This window comes from Dyella sp., assembly GCF_035685805.1.
In the GTDB taxonomy this organism is placed as follows: Bacteria; Pseudomonadota; Gammaproteobacteria; order Xanthomonadales; family Rhodanobacteraceae; genus Dyella_A.
In genome coordinates this window covers 104,808-123,363 of the sequence record NZ_DASSAB010000045.1, presented here as the reverse complement: position 1 = coordinate 123,363, position 18,556 = coordinate 104,808, and the positions used below count along the sequence as shown (strand labels likewise).

General features: G+C 67.1%; 19 protein-coding genes. 18 read left to right on the top strand and 1 reads right to left on the bottom strand.

What is annotated here, in order from left to right; genetic code table 11:
• Positions 1-67 precede the first annotated feature (67 nt).
• Entirely contained in the window at positions 68-2,464 is a 2,397-nt protein-coding gene (locus VFG40_RS13870) for a TonB-dependent receptor plug domain-containing protein (RefSeq protein WP_324898483.1), read from the bottom strand.
• Positions 2,465-2,736: 272 nt separating this feature from the next.
• Here VFG40_RS13870 and VFG40_RS13865 point away from each other — a divergent pair, with 272 nt between their 5' ends.
• The 18 genes from VFG40_RS13865 to queC all read left to right on the top strand — a co-directional run bounded on the left by VFG40_RS13865 (position 2,737) and on the right by queC (position 18,538).
• Positions 2,737-3,042, top strand: coding sequence for an FmdB family zinc ribbon protein (locus VFG40_RS13865; RefSeq protein WP_324898481.1), 306 nt, complete (start codon positions 2,737-2,739; stop codon positions 3,040-3,042).
• Positions 3,043-3,114: 72 nt separating this feature from the next.
• Positions 3,115-3,729: a DUF3011 domain-containing protein gene (locus VFG40_RS13860; RefSeq protein WP_324898479.1), complete on the top strand. Its 615-nt coding sequence runs from the start codon at positions 3,115-3,117 to the stop codon at positions 3,727-3,729.
• Between the two features lie 122 nt (positions 3,730-3,851).
• Positions 3,852-5,627 (top strand): aspartate--tRNA ligase, encoded by a 1,776-nt coding sequence (aspS, locus tag VFG40_RS13855; protein WP_324898477.1) that lies wholly within the window; start codon positions 3,852-3,854, stop codon positions 5,625-5,627.
• A gap of 88 nt (positions 5,628-5,715) precedes the next feature.
• Positions 5,716-6,369, top strand: coding sequence for an esterase/lipase family protein (locus tag VFG40_RS13850; protein WP_324898475.1), 654 nt, complete (start codon positions 5,716-5,718; stop codon positions 6,367-6,369).
• A gap of 80 nt (positions 6,370-6,449) precedes the next feature.
• The gene (locus tag VFG40_RS13845; protein ID WP_324898473.1) at positions 6,450-7,184 is read left to right on the top strand and encodes a YebC/PmpR family DNA-binding transcriptional regulator; all 735 of its coding nucleotides are present in this window, start codon (positions 6,450-6,452) and stop codon (positions 7,182-7,184) included.
• A 47-nt stretch (positions 7,185-7,231) separates the two neighbouring features.
• Entirely contained in the window at positions 7,232-7,753 is a 522-nt protein-coding gene (ruvC, locus tag VFG40_RS13840) for a crossover junction endodeoxyribonuclease RuvC (protein WP_324898471.1), read from the top strand.
• Complete coding sequence (gene ruvA / locus VFG40_RS13835; RefSeq protein WP_324898467.1) at positions 7,750-8,346, top strand: Holliday junction branch migration protein RuvA; 597 nt, start codon at positions 7,750-7,752, stop codon at positions 8,344-8,346. Before ruvC ends, ruvA begins: the two co-directional genes overlap by 4 nt.
• Positions 8,347-8,361: 15 nt before the next feature.
• Complete coding sequence (locus VFG40_RS13830; RefSeq protein ID WP_324898466.1) at positions 8,362-10,281, top strand: potassium transporter Kup; 1,920 nt, start codon at positions 8,362-8,364, stop codon at positions 10,279-10,281.
• A 138-nt stretch (positions 10,282-10,419) separates the two neighbouring features.
• On the top strand, positions 10,420-11,466 hold the full coding sequence (gene ruvB / locus VFG40_RS13825; RefSeq protein ID WP_324898464.1) for a Holliday junction branch migration DNA helicase RuvB: 1,047 nt from the start codon (positions 10,420-10,422) through the stop codon (positions 11,464-11,466).
• A gap of 73 nt (positions 11,467-11,539) precedes the next feature.
• A complete protein-coding gene (gene ybgC / locus VFG40_RS13820) occupies positions 11,540-11,941 on the top strand; it encodes a tol-pal system-associated acyl-CoA thioesterase (protein ID WP_324898461.1) in 402 nt (133 codons plus the stop codon).
• Between the two features lie 27 nt (positions 11,942-11,968).
• On the top strand, positions 11,969-12,655 hold the full coding sequence (tolQ, locus tag VFG40_RS13815; RefSeq protein ID WP_324898459.1) for a protein TolQ: 687 nt from the start codon (positions 11,969-11,971) through the stop codon (positions 12,653-12,655).
• A 10-nt stretch (positions 12,656-12,665) separates the two neighbouring features.
• Complete coding sequence (gene tolR / locus VFG40_RS13810; RefSeq protein ID WP_324898457.1) at positions 12,666-13,115, top strand: protein TolR; 450 nt, start codon at positions 12,666-12,668, stop codon at positions 13,113-13,115.
• Positions 13,102-14,043, top strand: a complete 942-nt coding sequence (tolA, locus tag VFG40_RS13805) for a cell envelope integrity protein TolA (RefSeq protein WP_324898455.1) — start codon at positions 13,102-13,104, stop codon at positions 14,041-14,043. The genes tolR and tolA overlap by 14 nt, the downstream gene beginning before the upstream one ends.
• Before the next feature lie 8 nt (positions 14,044-14,051).
• On the top strand, positions 14,052-15,368 hold the full coding sequence (tolB, locus tag VFG40_RS13800; protein ID WP_414649301.1) for a Tol-Pal system beta propeller repeat protein TolB: 1,317 nt from the start codon (positions 14,052-14,054) through the stop codon (positions 15,366-15,368).
• 247 nt (positions 15,369-15,615) lie between these two features.
• Positions 15,616-16,125, top strand: a complete 510-nt coding sequence (gene pal, locus VFG40_RS13795; RefSeq protein ID WP_324898453.1) for a peptidoglycan-associated lipoprotein Pal — start codon at positions 15,616-15,618, stop codon at positions 16,123-16,125.
• Entirely contained in the window at positions 16,125-16,976 is an 852-nt protein-coding gene (gene ybgF, locus VFG40_RS13790) for a tol-pal system protein YbgF (RefSeq protein ID WP_324898451.1), read from the top strand. The genes pal and ybgF overlap by 1 nt, the downstream gene beginning before the upstream one ends.
• A 19-nt stretch (positions 16,977-16,995) precedes the next feature.
• A complete protein-coding gene (gene queE / locus VFG40_RS13785; RefSeq protein WP_324898649.1) occupies positions 16,996-17,679 on the top strand; it encodes a 7-carboxy-7-deazaguanine synthase QueE in 684 nt (227 codons plus the stop codon).
• Positions 17,680-17,854: 175 nt separating this feature from the next.
• On the top strand, positions 17,855-18,538 hold the full coding sequence (queC, locus tag VFG40_RS13780; protein WP_324898449.1) for a 7-cyano-7-deazaguanine synthase QueC: 684 nt from the start codon (positions 17,855-17,857) through the stop codon (positions 18,536-18,538).
• The last annotated feature ends 18 nt before the right edge of the window (positions 18,539-18,556 follow it).

Genomic DNA, 18,556 nt, shown 5'->3' with positions numbered 1-18,556 from the left:
TCAGGCGCCCAACAAGAAGCCCGCCTTTCGGCGGGCTTCTTTCGTTGCCTGCATCAGGCCATGCGGCTTACCAGTGGTAGGCCACCGACGCGTAGTAGTAGGCGCCGCTGAAACCGTACGGCGACGAGTTCGGATACGGCAGGATGATGTTGAAGGCGCTAGTGCGCGGCTGGTTCTTGTCCGGGTACTCGTTAGTGACGTTGTTGCCGCCCACGCTGAAGGTCCAGTCGTTCCAGTTGTAGGCCGCCGACAGGTCCAGCAGCACGGCGGAACCGAAGGTCTGGTCGCCGCTGGGCACGGAGGCGAACGTGGTCCACTCGCCGTAGCGGGTCAGCTGGCCGTGGAAGGTCCAGTTGTTGACGGTCCAGTCGCCGGCCACGAACGCCTTGGTCTTGGGGGTGCCCTTGGTGATGCGGCCCTGCTCGGCGCGATCGATGATCGGCAGGTCAAGCCCGGCCAGACCGAGCTGCGGCGGGTTCGGCGCGATGTTGCGGATGGTGGTCTTGTTGTAGTTGAAACCACCCGTGAGCTTGACCGAGGAGTTCTGCAACTCGATCGGATAGGTCGAGACCAGATCCACGCCGCGGGTGCGGGTATCGACCGCATTGGTGAAGAAGCGACCGCCGCTGACGAACGGGATGCCGACCGAGGTCAGGTAGTTCTGCACGGCGTCGCCGACCAGGTTGCCGCTGAGGATGATGCGATGGTCGATGTCGATCTGGTACAGGTCCAGCGTGGTGTACAGGCCGCTGGTCGGTGTGAGCACCAGGCCGAAGCTGTAGTTGCGCGACTTCTCCGGCTTCAGCGCCTGGGCTCCCAGCGCCTGCGCCGCCGGATCGGTCACCGGGAAGGTGCGGATGGTGTACGGCACCAGCACGCCGTTGCCCTGGTTGACGAAGTTGATCGCGGTGGAGGAGTAGTACTCCTGCTGCAGCGACGGCGCGCGGAAGCCGTTGGACACCGTGCCGCGCAGCGCCACCGTGTCGTTGAACGCGTAGCGGCCGGAGGCCTTGGCCGAGGTGGTGCTGCCGAAGTCGCTGTAATGCTCGTAGCGCGCGGCCAGGCCGGCGGAGAACTTGTAGGTCAGGTCGCTTTCCAGGTCGAGGTACACGGCGCGGCTGTTGCGGCCGTGGGTACCTGCGTCGCCTGGCCGGTAGCCGGGGAATACCTGTGCGCCGGCACCGGCATAGGACGCCTGGTCGCCTTCCTTGATGGTGAACTTTTCGTGCCGGTACTCGACGCCCCAGGCGACCGTCAGCGGACTCTGCAGGCCAGCCACGTCGAAGTCCCGGCTGAAGTCGCCGTTGAAGGAATCCTGCCGGTTGGTCAGCGTGCCGATGTAGAACCCGGTCGGCGAGTCGGCGCCCAGCGAGTAGTTGTAGGTATCGGCGGTGTTGAGCTTCCAGTGGTTGCCGCCGGTGTTGGCGCTGAGGTCGTAGTTCCAGTCAGCCACCTTGCCGCGCAGGCCGAGGACCTCGGAATCGTCGCGGATCGCGCTGTTCTCGATCGGCAGGTAGCCGTTCGGGTAGACCGCGTCCGCGCCGGAGCCATTGGTGTTGTACTGCGACAGCGAGCGGAAGAAGCCGCCTGCACTCACGTTGCGCTTGTTGAACAGGGTGAACGCATACAGCTGCGCGTCCGGCGTGAGGTCGTACTGGGCGTTGATCGCGGCCTGCTTGGAGCGGGTCAGCGGCAGGCCGTAGTGGAAGGTGGTGGTGTTGTAGGTGGGGTCGGCCGGGTAGCGCTGGTCCGGACCGGCGCGGTTGGTCGGGTCCTGGTGGGTGACGTTGGCGCTCAGGTGCACCCAGCCCTTGTCGCCGAGGTTGAATCCGCCGTCGACGCCGCCCTGCCAGGTTTCGCCATCGCCGCCGTCGTACTGGCCCCGGCTCAGCGACGCCGAGCCGTGCCCGGCGCCGCCCTTGAGGATGATGTTGATCACGCCGGCGATCGCATCGGAGCCGTACTGGGCGGCAGCGCCGTCGCGCAGCACCTCGACGTGGTCGATGGCGTTGACCGGGATCGCGTTGATGTCCACCGGCGACGAGCCGCGGCCGAGCGAGCCGTTGACGTTGACGATGGCGGTCGGGTGCTGGCGCTTGCCGTTGATCAGCACCAGCGTGTGGTCCGGCGCCAGACCGCGCAGCTGCGCCGGCTGGGTGGCGTCGGTGGCGTCCGTGACCGACGGCTGCGGGAAGTTGAACGACGGCAGCAGCGTGCGCAGTGCGGAGGCCAGGTTCGGCGCGCCGGTGCCCTCGAGGTCTTTCGGCGTGAGCACGTCGATCGGCGCCAGGGAGGTCGATTCGGTGCGGTCGAACGAGCGGGTGCCGGTGACCACTACCGTCTGCAGTTCGGTGGTCTTCTTGGTTGCCGGCTCGGTGGCGTCCTGCGCCAGCGCAGCCTGCGACAGCGCGAGCAAGGTGGCCGCGGCCAGGGTGGTGCGGGTCAGCAAGCGTCGTGTGGACATGTGGAGTTCTCCCCGGGGGTCGGTCTGGCCGCTACGGCGCGGCAAAAATCCCTGCAACGAGGCGTCACCGCTGCGGTGTTCCGCATTTTGTTGCGATGCGCCATGAGTCCCTAGTTGTCCGAAACTAGGTAGCCGTCGCGCACGTGTCAACCAGACATTCGTCATGGTGCTGCGCCGCGAGGCGATGGCCGGCGCGCTACCATGACCCTTGAAAAGGGCGACGGCGCCGCCATCGTCGCGCGCAGTTCGCGCCACCCACGAGAATCCGATCCATGCCCATCTATGCCTTTGCCTGCACCGCCTGCGGCCATTCGTTCGATCGCCTGCAGAAGCTGTCCGACGCCGATCCTGCCCAATGCCCCGCGTGTGGCGCGGCGCAGGTGCAACGCCAGGTGACCGCGCCATCGTTCCGGCTCGCCGGGAGCGGCTGGTACGAGACCGACTTCAAGAAGGACGGCGACAAGAAGCGCAATCTGGCTGGCGACGCGGGCGCCGCACCCGCTGCTGCCCCGGCGGCCGCTCCGGCTCCTGCCGCTGCGCCCGCCCCGGCCCCGGCCGCTGCCGCCAGCAGCGACTGAGCGGCACACGGTTCAAACCCGGTTTGGGATCCGCGCGATAGCGTGCACCCGTCCAATCACGAGGGGACCTGCATGCGAACCATCCCTGCCACCGCCGGCGGCGTCCTGGCCGTCGCCGCCTTGTGGGCGCTAGCCGCCGCGCCGCTGCGGGCCCAGTCCTGGAACGACCCGGTGCGCTGCGTCAGCAACGACGGTCACTACGCACGCTGCGTGATGCCATGGCGCGACGCCCGCCTGCTCAAGCAGGAGTCGAAGGCCGCCTGCATCCGCGGGCAGAGCTGGGGAGTGGAACGCGGCGTGCTGTGGGTCGATCGCGGCTGTCGCGGGTTGTTCGGGGCGCAGGAGTGGCGCGAGTACGGCGACGACCGGGACCGCGACGACCGGGACTACCACGGCCGCTGGCACGACCGCGACGATCGCGATGATCGCGATGATCGCGACGGAGGCCGCCACGGCGGCTGGCGGCCGGGCCCTGGCTGGGACCGGCAGATCCGCCTGCAATGCGACAGCAACCAGAAGCGCTACCAGCTGTGCCAGGTGGATCTGGGCGGGCGGGGACATGCGCGGCTGGTGCGCCAACTGTCGGACGCGCGCTGCACCGAGGGCTACAGCTGGGGTTTCAACCGCGCCGGTGTGTGGGTCGCCCACGGCTGCCGAGGGCAGTTCGTGATCGACCGTCGCTGGTGACGGGCGAGTCCGGATAAGCCGCTGCGGTTGCGCCGACGCGGCGCCCGGCAGCGGCGGCGGTGGTAACATCGGCGGCCTTTTCCTCGCCCCACGCCGCCGCCGCGGCCCGGAGTTTCAAGCGCATGCGCACGCATTACTGCGGACTCATCGACGAGTCCCTGGTCGGCCAGACCGTCACGCTATGCGGCTGGGTCAACAAGACCCGCCTGCAGTCCCACGTCGCCTTCATCGACCTGCGCGATCACGAAGGGCTGGCCCAGGTGGTGGTGGAGCGCGAGAACGCCAGCGCGTTCGCGGTGGCGGGCGAGGTGGGCTACGAGTACTGCCTGCGCGTCACCGGCACGGTCCGCGCACGGCTCGCCGCCAATGACAAGCTGAAGACCGGCACGGTCGAGCTGCTGGCCGACAAGGTGGAGATTCTCAACGCCGCGAAGGATCTTCCCTTCGCGCTGCACGAGAACCCGAACGAGGACATGCGGATGACCTACCGCTACCTCGACCTGCGCCGCCCGGAGATGCAGGCGATGATGCGCAAGCGCATCAAGCTGGTACAGGAGCTGCGTCGCTACCTTGATCAGCGCGGCTTCCAGGACATCGAGACGCCGATCCTGACCAAGGCCACGCCGGAAGGTGCGCGCGACTACCTGGTGCCCAGCCGCGTGCATGCCGGCCAGTTCTACGCGCTGCCGCAGTCGCCGCAGCTGTTCAAGCAGATCCTGATGATGGCGGGCTTCGACCGCTACTACCAGATCGCCCGCTGCTTCCGCGACGAGGACCTGCGCGCCGACCGCCAGCCGGAATTCACCCAGCTCGACCTTGAGTTTGCGTTCGTCGAAGAGCAGGACGTGCAGGACTTCGTGGAGGAGCTGATCCGCCACGTGTTCCGCGAAGTGCAGGGCGTGGAGCTGGACGCCGCCTTCCCGCGCATGACCTGGGAAGAGGCGATGCGCCGATTCGGCTCGGACAAGCCCGACCTGCGCATTGCGCTGGAGCTGGTCGACGTGGCCGACGCACTGAAGCACGTCGAGTTCAAGGTGTTCGCCGAGCCGGCCAACGATCCGGCCGGTCGCGTCGCCGCGCTGCGCGTGCCCGAGGCCGCCACGCTGTCGCGCAAGGAGATCGACACGCTGACCGAGTACGTCGCCCGCTACGGCGCCAAGGGCCTGGCGTGGCTCAAGGTGGAAGACCTGGCCAAGGGCCGTGAGGGCATCAACTCGCCGGTGGCCAAGTTCCTCGACGACGCGGCGCTGGACGGTTTGCTCAAGGCCACCGGCGCGCAGACCGGCGACATCGTGTTCGTCGGCGCCGGCAAGTGGAAGGCGGTCACCGACTTCATGGGCGCGCTGCGGCTGAAGGTCGGCAAGGACCGCGGCCTGGTCGAGAACAGCTGGAAGCCGCTGTGGGTCACCGACTTCCCGATGTTCGAATACGACGAGGAGGAGCAGCGCTTCGTCGCCCTGCATCACCCGTTCACCGCGCCCAAGGTCGACGACATCGCCGCCCTCAAGGCCAACGCGGCCAACGCGGTGAGCCGCGGCTACGACATGGTGCTCAACGGCAACGAGATCGGCGGCGGCTCGATCCGTATCCATCGCCCCGACATGCAGAGCGCGGTGTTCGAGCTGCTGGGCATCGGCGCGGAGGAGGCCGAGATGAAGTTCGGCTTCCTGCTCAAGGCGCTGAAGTTCGGCGCGCCGCCGCACGGTGGCCTGGCGTTCGGCATCGACCGCATCGCCGCGCTGATGGCCGGCACCGAGTCGATCCGCGACGTGATCGCCTTCCCCAAGACCACCAGCGCGCAGGACCTGATGACCGATGCGCCGTCACCGGTCAGTGCGCCGCAACTGAAGGAGCTGCACGTGGCCGTGGCGGCAACGGAGCCGGCCCGGGGCGGTTGATGCGCGTCTCCCGGGCCACCCCGACCTCTCGTCGACCGCTCGCTGCGCGAGCGTCCGTGGGGACATGCGGCCGCGGAACCGCCCGGCGATGATCGAGCACGTGATCCTGCTGCACGGGCTGTGGATGCGCGGCTTCGCCCTGGCCATGCTGCACCGACGCATGATGGAGGCGGGTTTTCGCGTCCATCGTTTCGATTATCTCAGTGTCGCCAACACCCAGGAGCGCATCCTGGAGCAGCTGCACGGGCGCATCACCGAACTGGGCGAGCAGGCGGCGGCGGTGCACCTGGTCGGGCATAGCCTGGGCGGGCTGCTGGCACTGGAGGTTTGCCGCGCGCCGGCGCTGCCGGGCGGGCGGGTGGTGTGCCTGGGGTCGCCATTGATGGGCAGTGCTGCGGCGCGCGAATTCTCCGGCCTAGGCCGCAGCGGCGAGGCGTTGCTGGGCCACAACCGCGAGCTGCTGGAAAGAGGCTACGAGTGCTGGGACGGTCCGCGCGAAGTCGGCATGATCGCGGGCCGCTCACCGATCGGGCTGGGCGCCGTGCTGGCCCATATCGAGGGCGAGCACGACGGGACCGTGGCGGTGGCGGAGACCCGTCTGCCGGGGCTGGCCGACCACTGCGTGGTGGACACCAGCCACACCGGGCTGCTGTTCTCCGCCGACGTGGCGCGCCTGACCGCCCGCTTCCTGCGCTCGGGGCGGTTCGCCGACGCCAGCATGCCGGCGACCCCGTCGTCCTGACCCGCACGGCTGGCTTCCACTGCACCGCGGTGGATGGGGTAAAATTCCGCGTTCGCTCACACGCCAGGTTGTGCAAAGTCATGGGTAGAGGCCCGTCCATCGAAGGTCGCAAGAACGCCGAAGACGCCAAGCGCGCCAAGGTGTTCACCAAGCTGATTCGCGAGATCACCGTCGCGACCCGCGCCGGAGTCGCCGATCCGGCCGCCAACCCGCGGCTGCGCGCGGCGGTGGACAAGGCGCTGGCAGCCAACATGACCAAGGACACCATCGAGCGCGCGATCAAGCGCGGCTCGGGTGCCGACGGCGGCGCCCACATGGAAGAGCTGCGCTACGAGGGCTACGGCCCGGCCGGCATCGCGCTGATCATCGAGTGCTTCACCGACAACCCCACCCGCACCGTGGCCGACGTGCGCCACGCGCTCACGCGTCACGGCGGCAACCTCGGTACCAGCGGCTCGGTGGCGTTCCAGTTCACCCGCTGCGGCGAGCTGGTGTTCGCCACCGGCGGCGATGAGGCGGCCGAGGAAAAGGTGCTCGAGGCGGCACTGGAAGCCGGTGCCGACGACGTCATCAACGAGAACGGCGAGAGCACCGTGGTGTGCGCGCCGGAAAGCTTCGAAGCGGTGCAGCAGGCGCTGATCGGTGCAGGGCTGGAGTCGGCCCATGCCGGCGTGGTCATGCGCCCGAACAACCGCGTGGCGGTGCCCGACGATGCGCTCGAAACCCTGCACGACCTGCTCGAGCGGCTCGATGCGCTGGACGACGTCAGCGAGGTTTATCACAACGCCGCGCTGCCGGCCGAGGCCGCCGGGTAGGCCAGGGCACCGGCCGTCACGGCCTGCCGCTGCGCCCGCCATTTGCCATGACCCGCATCCTCGGCATCGACCCGGGCAGTCAGCGTACCGGTGTGGGCATTCTGGATGTCGACGCCCAGGGCAAGCTGTCGCACGTGTATCACGGTGCGCTGGCCGTGGCCGGCGAGGCGACGTTCCCGCTGCGGCTGAAACGCATCTTTGACGGGCTGTGTGACATCATCGCCGCCCACAAGCCGGACGAGTGCGCCATCGAGCGCGTGTTCATGGCGCGCAATCCCGACTCGGCATTGAAACTCGGGCAGGCGAGGGGCGCTGCGATCTGTGCGGTGGTCAGTCAGGGGATCGTGGTGCACGAGTACGCAGCAACCGAAGTAAAGCAGTCCGTGGTCGGCAGTGGTCGCGGCGACAAGACCCAGGTGCAGCACATGATCGGCATCCTGCTGGGGCTCAAGGGCCCGCTGCAGGCCGATGCCGCCGATGCCTTGGCCATCGCCGTCACGCACGCACACACCCGCGCCAGCCTCGCCCGCGTGGGGATTCCGCGCACGGCCTGGAGGCGCGGGCGATGATCGGTCGCCTGCGCGGCACCCTCGTTTCCAAGCAGCCGCCGTGGCTTCTGATCGACGTCGGTGGCGTGGGTTACGAGCTGGAGGCGCCGATGTCGACCATTTACGACCTGCCTGCCACCGGCAAGGAAGTGACCCTGCTTACCCATCACGCGGTGAAGGAAGACAGCGTCGCGTTGTACGGCTTCATGCATGAGACCGAGCGCACGCTGTTCCGCAACCTGCTCAAGGTCTCGGGCATCGGCGCCAAGATTGCGCTGGCGGTGCTCTCGGGCGCATCCACCGCGGACTTCGCCCGGCTGGTACATGCCGGCGACGTGGTGGCGCTGACCAAGATCCCCGGTATCGGCAAGAAGACCGCCGAGCGCATCGTGGTGGAGTTGCGCGATCGCGTGGACGGCCTCACGGTGAGCCTGCCGGGGATGCCGGCGAGCGCCGGCGCACCGCTGGACGCTGCCGGCGAAGCCACGGTCGCGCTGCAGCAACTGGGCTACAAGCCGGTGGAAGTCACCCGGCTGGTGCAGAAGGTCGCCGCCGACGGCGACAGCGCCGAAGCCATCATTCGCAAGGCACTGCGCGCCGCCCTCGGCGGCTAGGCAGTCAGGAGCCCCATGAACGAGCAACCGCAAGTATCCGCCGCGGGCGAGTCGCACGGCGACACCGGATCCCACGGCAGCCGCCGCGCCCTGATCCTCGGCGCCATCGGCGTGGTGTTCGGCGACATCGGCACCAGCCCGCTGTACACCATGCACGAAACCTTCCTGCCCGAGCACGGCCTGCATCCGCGGCCGGCCACCGTGCTGGGCATCCTGTCGCTGGTGACCTGGTCGCTGATCATGGTGGTGGCCGTGAAATACGTCAGCCTGGTGATGCGGGCGGACAACAAGGGCGAAGGCGGCATCATGGCCCTGATGACCCTGGCCCAGCGCGCGGTCGGCCAGTCCACGCGCATGCGCAAGCTGGTGGTGCTGATGGCATTGCTGGGCGCCGCATTGTTCTTCGGCGACGGCGTGATCACGCCATCGATCTCGGTGCTGTCCGCGGTGGAAGGCCTGGAGGTGGCTGCCCCGGGGCTGTCGCACTGGGTGGTGCCGGTGACGGTCGCCGTGCTGCTGGGTCTGTTCTGGATGCAGCGCCATGGCACGGCCAAGGTCGGCGCGGTGTTCGGTCCGATCATGGTGCTGTGGTTCCTCAGCCTGGGCGTGATCGGCGTGTGGAACATCATCCAGGCGCCAGGCGTGCTCTACGCGTTGAATCCCTGGTATGCGGTGCAGTTCTTCATGACCCACGGCGCCGCTTCGGCGCTGGCGCTGGGCTCGGTGGTGCTGTGCGTGACCGGTGCCGAGGCGCTGTACACCGACATGGGCCACTTCGGCCGGTTTCCCATTCGCGCCGCCTGGTTCTTCTTCGTGATGCCGGCGCTGTTGCTGAACTACTACGGCCAGGGCGGCCTGCTGCTGGTCGATCCCGCGGCGATCGACAATCCGTTCTACCACTCGGTGCCTACCTGGGCGCTCTACCCGATGATCGCGCTTGCCACGGCATCCACGGTGATCGCCTCGCAGGCCGTGATCTCCGGCGCGTTCACCGTGACGCGGCAGGCGATCCAGCTCGGCTTCGTGCCGCGCATGCAGGTGGTGCATACCTCGCGCGAGGCGATCGGGCAGATCTTCCTGCCGTGGGTGAATCGCGCGCTGATGGTGGCGGTGATCGCGACCGTGGTGAGCTTCCAATCATCCAACGCGTTGGCCGGTGCTTACGGCATCGCGGTGACCGGCACCATGGCCATCGATACGGTGCTGGTGATGATCGTGGCGCGGCGCATGTGGCACTGGAGCCGGCCGCTGGTGCTGGTCACGGCCATCGCGCTGCTGGCGATCGACCTGAGCTATTTCGGCGCCAACACGCTGAAGATTCTCCAGGGCGGCTGGTTCCCGCTGGTGCTGGGCCTGATCATGTTCGTGGTGATGACCACCTGGCGGCGCGGCCGCGATCTGGTGGTGCGCGAGATCAAGCAGGGGGGCCTGGCCCTCAAGCCATTCATCGCCAACATCGGCGAGCACCCGCCGCTGCGGGTGCCGGGCACGGCGGTCTTCCTCACTGCCAACCAGGATGCCGTGCCGCATGCGCTGTTGCACAACCTCAAGCACAACAAGGTGCTGCACGAGCGCAACGTGCTGCTGACCGCCGAGACGCTGGAAACTCCGGTGGCCGAAGCGGAAGAACGCATCCTGCTGGAAGAACTCGGGGGCGGTTTCTACAGCCTGACGTTGCGCTTCGGTTTTGCCGAGGATCCGAACATCCCGCTGTCGCTGGCGGCGTGCTCGCGCAGTGGACTGCCGTTCGACCTGATGGACACCACGTTCTTCCTGTCGCGCGAGAACATCGTGGCCGATGCGCGTCGACCCGGCATGGCTCTGTGGCGTGACAAGCTGTTCGCGTTCATGGCGCGCAACGCGATGCCGGCGACGGCGTTCTTCCAGATTCCCGGCAACCGCCTGATCGAGCTGGGCGCCCAGGTGGAGATCTGAGCGGCCGGTTCGGACCGGCACGATCACGGTGGCAGTGGCGCACCCTTTACGCGATGGCTCCGGGTCCGGCCCGTTGGCAGGGCACCGCGCTCCGGGCAGCGCTCCTACGGCCGCGTTGCGGCCTGCCATAATGCCCGCATGACTGATCGCATCATCACCGCTGCCGCCCAGCTCGACGACGACGCGCTGGAGGCGACCATCCGGCCCCGCAGGCTGGATGAATACCTCGGCCAGGAGGCGGTGCGCGAGCAGCTTTCCATCTATATCGAAGCGGCCAAGCGCCGCAGCGGCGCGCTCGACCATGTGCTGATCTTCGGCCCGCCCGGGCTGGGCAAGACCACCCTCAGCCACGTGATTGCGAACGAGCTGGGCGTGAACCTGCGCTCCACGTCCGGCCCGGTGCTCGAGCGCGCCGGCGACCTGGCTGCGCTGCTGACCAATCTCGAGCCGCACGACGTGCTGTTCGTCGACGAGATCCACCGCCTGTCGCCGGTGGTCGAGGAAGTGCTGTATCCGGCGATGGAAGACTTCCAGATCGACATCATGATCGGCGAGGGTCCGGCTGCCCGTTCGATCAAGCTGGACCTGCCGCCGTTTACCCTGATCGGGGCCACCACGCGGGCCGGCATGCTTACCGCGCCATTGCGCGACCGCTTCGGCATCGTGCAGCGGCTGGAGTTCTATACCGCCGACGAGCTCACCGCGATCGTGCGGCGAGCGGCCCATATTCTCGGCATCCGCTGCGAGGTGGACGGAGCGCAGGAAATCGCCCGCCGCTCCCGCGGCACCCCGCGTATCGCCAACCGGCTGCTGCGCCGGGTGCGCGACTATGCCGAGGTGCGTGCTGCCGGCGTCATCACGCTGGAGGCAGCGCAGGCGGCGATGGGCATGCTCAAGGTCGACCCGCAGGGGTTCGATGAGCTGGACCGTCGCCTGCTCACCCTGATCATCGAAAACTTCGATGGCGGCCCGGTGGGCGTGGAGTCACTGGCGGCGGCACTGAGCGAAGATCGCGGCACCCTGGAAGATGTGGTGGAGCCATATCTCATCCAGAAGGGCTACCTGGTACGCACCGCGCGCGGCCGCATGGCCAGCGCCAAGGGCTGGCGCCATCTGGGGCTGGTCCCGCCGGCGCGCCAGGCGCTGGCCGCGGACCTGTTTGCCGCGGAACCCGGCGAGCCTTGAGCCCGCTGCGGGCCGAGCGCCGCCGTCGAAGCTGCCGGTGGCTGCCGCGATCATCCCGTTCGAGGAGCGATTCATGACCCCCTTTCACTGGCCCGTCCGCGTCTACTGGGAAGACACCGACGCCGGTGGCGTGGTCTATCACGCCAGCTATCTGCGCTTCATGGAGCGCGCCCGCAGCGAATGGCTGCGCAGCCTCGGGGTGGACCAGTCGGCCTTCAAGCAGCGTACCGGCCTGGCGTTCCTGGTGCGGGCGATGCGGATCGATTTCCATCGCGCTGCCCTGCTGGACGATGAACTGGACGTAACAGTGGAAGTCAAAGAACGTCGCGCTGCCAGTATCCTTTTCGGCCAGGCCATCCAGCGCAACGACGGTACCGGGCTCATCACGGCCGAGGTACGCGTGGCGTGCGTGGATGTCGAGCGGATGGTGCCGGTGCGGATCCCCGACGACGCCATCCCCGGCTTCACTTCCTGATCCTCTTCCGCGGAGATTTCCCAAGCAATGAACGGTGGACTGAATATTTTCAAGCTGGTCGCGGAAGCGAGCCTGCCGGTACAGCTGGTGATGCTCGTGCTGCTGGCGTTCTCCTTCATGTCCTGGGTCATCATCATCCGCAAGTACTCGCAGATGAAGGCGGCGATGGAAAACGCCGAAGCCTTCGAGGAGCGCTTCTGGTCCGGCGGCGACCTGGCGCAGCTGTTCCGTGAGGTAAGCAACGGCGGCGGCGAGAACGGCGGCATGGAGAACATCTTCGAGTCCGGTTTTCGCGAGTTCGCGCGCCAGCGCCAGCGCAAGACCAACGACATGCGCGTGGTGATCGAGGGTTCCGAGCGCGCGATGCGTGTAGCCGGCACCCGCGAGATCGGCCTGCTCGAGCGCAACCTGGAGTTCCTCGCCAACGTCGGTTCGATCAGTCCTTACGTGGGCCTGTTCGGCACTGTGTGGGGAATCATGGGGGCCTTCCAGGGCCTGGGCGAAATGAAGGACGTGACCATCGCCGTGGTTGCGCCGCACATCTCCGAGGCACTGATCGCCACCGCCATGGGCCTGTTTGCCGCGATCCCCGCCGTGTGGGCCTTCAACCGCTACGCCACCCGGGTGGAGCGCGTCGCGTCCCGCTACGAGGTGTTCCAGGAAGAGTTTTCCTCGGTGCTGCAGCGGCAGATCCAGTCCGACGACGGCCACTGAGGCGCTGGCCATGCGATCGACCCACCGCAAGCGGCACAAGCTGAAATCCGAGATCAACGTGGTGCCCTACATCGACGTGATGCTGGTGCTGCTGATCATCTTCATGGTCGCCACGCCGATCCTCAAATCCAACGTCGACGTGAACCTGCCCCAGGCCAATGCGCGCTCGCTGCAGGACAAGAAAGACCCGGTGATCATCTCCGTCGGCGCCGATGGCCAGCTGTTCCTCACGCTCGGCACCGCCAAGAAGGAGCCGATCGACGTGGACACCATGAAGGCCAAGGTCGGCGCCTTCGTGAAGGCCAACCCGGAGGTCAGCGTGCTGGTCGCCGGCGATCGCGACGGCAAGTACGACGGCGTCTATCAGGTGCTGAGCGAGTTGCAGCAGGCGGGCGTTGCCAAGGTCGGTCTGATGAGCCAGCCACAGCAGGGGACGAGCGCGCCCGATGGACGAAAGTAAGCGCACGCCCAAAGCGGTCGTGCTGGCGGCGATCCTGCACCTCGGCATCGTGGCGTTTCTCTACCTGGCGGTTCTGCCCTGTTCCACCTTCGAAAAGTGGTTCGAGCTGCTGCACCTGCCGGCTGGCTGGAATCCGATCGCCTGCGCCCAGCCGCTGGAGTTGCCGGGTCAGCCGATCGAGGCCGTGCTGATCGGGCCCACCGGCAGTCCCCCGCCCGAGGCCAGCAAGGCCAAACCGGTGCCCGCCACCGTGCCGCCGCCGCCCTCGGTGCCGCCGCCCAAGCCCGTAGTGCAGGCGCCGGAGGTCAAGACGTTGCCACCGCCGCCCGAGCGTCCGGACGTGGTCGATCAGGAGAAGGTGGTTGCCGACGCCATGCAGAAAGCCGAGGACGCCAAGCGGGAGCAGGAAGAAAAGCAGCGCCAGCGTCAGGCGGAACTGGACGCCCAGGCGGCAAAGAAAAAAGAAGAAGAGCGCAAGAAGATCGACGACCTGTTCGCCAAGCTGGACAAGGCCCAGGCAGCGACGCGCAAGGCGGACAGCCGCAAGCGCCAGGCCGAGCAGCAACTGGCCGACCTGAAGGACGCCAAGGCGGACGGCCAGGCCGACCTGCCCAAGGCAGACCAGCGCCAGACCGGCACCAACGGCCCGGACACCGGGCTGCTCGGGCGCTACCTCGCGGCGGTTCAGAACGCGGTCACCCAGAACTGGTTGCGCCCGGATAACATGCCGAACACCCCGTGTGTCGTGCATATCACCCAGTTGCCTGGCGGCGACGTGATGAGCGCTAAGGTCGACAGCAGCTGCCCGTACGACGAGGCGGGGCGCCGGTCGGTCGAAAACGCGGTGCTGCGTGCGCAACCGTTGCCCTATCAGGGCTTCGAGAGCGTGTTCCAGCGTGATCTCACCTTCACCTTCAGGCCGCAATGATCAAGTCCATGCGCAAACCCAACGTGTTTCTCGCTCTTGCCATGCTGCTGTTCGCCGCCTTGGCGGTGTCGCCCGCGGGGGCGCAGTCGCTCAACGTGGACATCGTCGGGGGCGTCAAGACCGCCACGCCAATTGCAGTGGTCCCCTTCGCCCAGGACGGCGGCGCGCCGCTGCCGACCGACGTGGCGGAAGTGATCCGGGCGGACTTCAACCGCTCCGGCAAATTCCGCTCGCTCGCCAAGAGCGAAATCGTGGAATTCCCCACCGCTGGCGCTGACATCAAGTTCGCCACCTGGCGTCTGCTCAAGCAGGACTACATCACCGTCGGGCGAATCAACGACGCCGGTGGTGGCCTGCTCAAGATCGACTACGAGCTGTGGGACGTGAACAAGCAGCAGAGCCTGCTGGCACAGTCCTTCACCGTGCCGGCCGGGGATCTGCGCGGTGTCGCCCATCAGATTGCCGACCAGATCTATGAAAAGATCACCGGCGTGCGCGGTGCGTTCTGGACCCGCATTGCCTACATCACCGCGGTGGGGCTGGGTAACAACACCACCTATTCGCTGATCGTCGCCGACTCGGACGGCTATAACCCGCAGGTCGTGGCGCGCTCGCGCGAGTCACTGCTGTCGCCGTCATGGTCGCCCGACGGCAAGAAGATCGCGTACGTCTCCTTCGAAAGCGGCAATTCCAACGTCTACGTCCAGGACATCACCACCGGGTCGCGCCAGCTGGTGGAGTCCCACTCCAAGGGCATCAACGGGGCGCCCGCCTGGTCGCCGGACGGCAGCAAGCTCGCCGTCTCGCTGTCGTACGTGGGCAATCCGGAAATCTTCGTGCTCGACATGGCCAGCCGCAAGGAAACGCGCCTGACCACCAACCTGTCGATCGACACCGAGCCGAGCTGGGCTGCCGATGGCCAAAGCCTGTACTTCACCTCCGACCGGTCCGGCCGGCCGCAGGTCTACCAGATGTCCGCCACCGGCGGAGCGCCGGAGCGAATCAGCTTCCAGGGGCAGAACAACGCCGAGGCGTCGGTCAGCTACGACGGCAAGCAGATCGCCATGGTGCAGGGCAACGGGAACGTGTATCGTATTGCTGTCATGGACAAGAGTCTGGGCGGACAGGTGCGATTCCTGTCGCCGGGCCCCATCGACGAGTCGCCCAGCTTCGCACCGAACGCCAGCATGCTTCTGTACGCCGCAACCGAAGGCCGTCGCGGCGTGCTTTATGCCGTGTCGGCCGACGGCCTGGTCAGGCAGCGCCTCGTGCTTTCCGATGGCGATGTCCGCGAGCCGGCATGGGGTCCGTTCCGGCAGCGTTGAATTCTCCGAGTCGGTCGATCATTGGCCGGAACGGATGCCCACGGAGTGGGTCCGTGGGGACGCTCAGGCGTCCCTTCGGTTTAGGGTCGTCGCAGTGGCTTTGCGGCGATCTGTCAGTCGATGGCGAGGCAACCCGCCATGCCGACTTGTTAGTCAAAACAACAGCCGGACCACCGGCGAAATGCTGTCCCGAAACCGCAATCGTCATTGACTGTCGGAACTCAAACCCGTTTGAAGGATCGTCACCATGAATAAGACCGTTCGCGTCGCCCTGGTCGCCCTGCTGTGTGTTGGCGCGGCCGCCTGTTCCAAGAAGCAGGAAGTCAAGCCGGCTGCCCCGGCTCCGGCTCCCGAGCCCATGACCCAGCCCGCCCAGGACGACGGCAAGTACACGCCTGCCGATCTGGACACCGACGCCTGCCTGCGTCAGCGCGTTGTCTACTTCGATTTCGACAAGACCGAGATCAAGCCGGAGTTCCAGCAGATCATGGCGTGCCACGCCAAGTACCTGCAGGACCGCCCGAGCTCGGCGATCCGTCTCGAAGGCAACACCGACGAGCGCGGTACCCGCGAGTACAACCTCGGCCTCGGCGAGCGCCGCGGCAATGCCGTCTCCGACGCGCTGCAGGCGGCCGGCGGTTCGGCTGGTCAGCTGAACGTGGTGAGCTACGGCAAGGAAAAGCCGGTGTGCCGTGAGCACAACGAGGATTGCTGGAGCAAGAACCGTCGCGTCGAGATCGTCTACACGGCGCAGTAATGAAGAAGAAACTGGCTAACAGCTTTGCAGCCAGGATCGGCATGGCGGGCGCGATTGCGTCCGCCATGCTGGTGGCTTTCCCGGCCCTGGCACAGGATTCCCGCCTCAGTCTCGCCGAACGTGTCTCGCGGCTCGAGCAACAGGCGCAGAACCAGGATCGGGGCGGCGTCGGCATGGTCAATCAGGTGCAGCAACTGCAGTCGCAGGTGCAGCAGCTGCAGGGCCAGATCGAGGAGCTCCAGCATCAGTTGCAGCAGCTGGATGAAAAGAGCAAGGCGCAATACATTGATCTCGATTCACGCCTTGGCCGGCTTCAGGGCCAGGCGGGAACCACGGCAAACGCGGCACCGACGACCGGTGCCGATGCCGGCAACACTCCGGCCGCGCCGGCAACGCAAGTTGCAAGCCCGGCTAACGGGGCGAATGCCGCTGCTGCTCCGCAGGCAACCCCTGCCGGCGCGGACGAGCAGGCCGCCTATGACACGGCGTTCAAGGCACTGCGCGGCGGCGACTATGCCACCGCTTCGCGCGGCTTTCGCGACTTCATCCAGCAGCATCCGGACAGCGCGCTGGCGCCCAATGCATGGTACTGGCTCGGCGAGTCGTACTACGTCACGACCAATTACCCGATCGCGCTCGAGGCATTCCAGCGGCTGCTGAGCCAGTTCCCGCAGAGCGACAAGGCGCCTGACGCCCTGCTCAAGGTGGGCTACACCCAGTCGGAGCTGAAGCAGCCGGAAGCCGCCAAGGCCACGCTGCAGAACGTGGTGAGCAAGTATCCGGGCACCAAGGCGGCCAGCCTTGCGCAGGAGCGTCTGAACCGCATCCAGCTGCAGTCGTCGGTCAACTGAGGCCCTTGCGGTGAGCGACATCGATACGGGCGTGGCCGAGGCCCGCCCGGGCGCAGGAACCGCCGAGCGGTTGCGCATCACCGAGATCTTCCACTCCGTGCAGGGCGAGGCCGATGCCATCGGCTGGCGTACCGTGTTCGTGCGGCTCACCGGCTGCCCGCTGCGCTGCGTGTGGTGTGATACCGAGTATTCCTTCCATGGTGGCGGCTGGCAGGCGATCGACGAGATCCTTGCCGAAGTCGCCCGGCACGATGTGCGCCATGTCTGCGTGACCGGCGGCGAACCGCTGGCACAGAAGCGCTGCGTGACTCTGCTGCAGCGGCTGTGCGATACCGGCTACGAGGTGTCGCTGGAAACTTCGGGCGCCCTCGATGTGGCGCCGGTCGATCCGCGCGTGCGCAAGGTGATGGACCTGAAGGCGCCCGATTCCGGTGAGAGTGCCCGCAACCTGTGGTCGAATCTCGACCATCTGCTGCCGCATGACCAGGTCAAGATCGTCGTTGCCAGCCGCGCCGACTACGAGTGGGCCCGCGGCGTGGTGGCCGACCATGCGCTGGAGCAGCGTTGCATGGTGCTGTTCTCGCCGGTGCATGGCGCGGTGTCGCCGCGCGAGTTGGCCGAATGGATCATTGCCGACCGGTTGCCGGTGCGTTTTCAGCTGCAATTGCACAAGCTGCTCTGGAACGACGCTCCGGGGCACTGAGGGTGGGGATTGACCCGGCGCGCGAGCGAGAGCCAGCCTCCGGCAGCGTCCGGCACCGCGTTCGCCTCGCTGCCCGCTTCTCCTCTCCCGCCGCGCCGCTTCACCCCGCGCATCGGCCCGCTGCCGGTAGCGTGCTCACCGGCCGGTGACCGGCCGTTCCGCAGGAATCGCAACCATGAACGACAATTCTTCTCCCAAGGCCGTTGTACTCGTCTCCGGGGGCATGGACTCGGCAGTGACCATTGCTCTCGCCCGCGAGCAGGGTTATCGCGTGCACGCCCTGAGCGTCGCCTACGGCCAGCGCCACAGCTCGGAGCTGCAGGCCTCGGCCGAGGTGTCGCATGCCCTTGGGGCGGTCGAGCACAAGGTCGTGACTATCGACCTGCGCAGCATCGGCGGCTCTGCCCTGACCGCGGACATCGACGTACCGCTGGACAGCGATGCGCCGGGCATTCCGGTGACCTACGTGCCAGCGCGCAACACCATCATGCTGTCGATCGCGCTGGGCTGGGCCGAGGTGCTTGGCAGCCGAGACATCTGGTGCGGCGTCAACGCGGTGGATTACTCCGGCTACCCGGACTGCCGCCCGGCGTTCGTCGAAGCGTTCGAACAGCTGGCCAACGTGGCCACCAAGGCCGGAGTGGAGGGGCTTGGTCTTCGCATCCACGCACCGCTGATGCGCATGAGCAAGGCCGATATTGCGCGCGAAGGTGCCCGGCTGGGCGTCGATTTTTCCCGGACCGTCAGCTGCTACCAGGCCGATGCCGATGGGCGGGCCTGCGGCCATTGCGATGCGTGCCGGCTGCGCGCCCAGGGTTTTCGTGAAGCCGGGTTGAGCGATCCCACCCGCTACGTGTGAGGATGTCGCTTGTGCCGC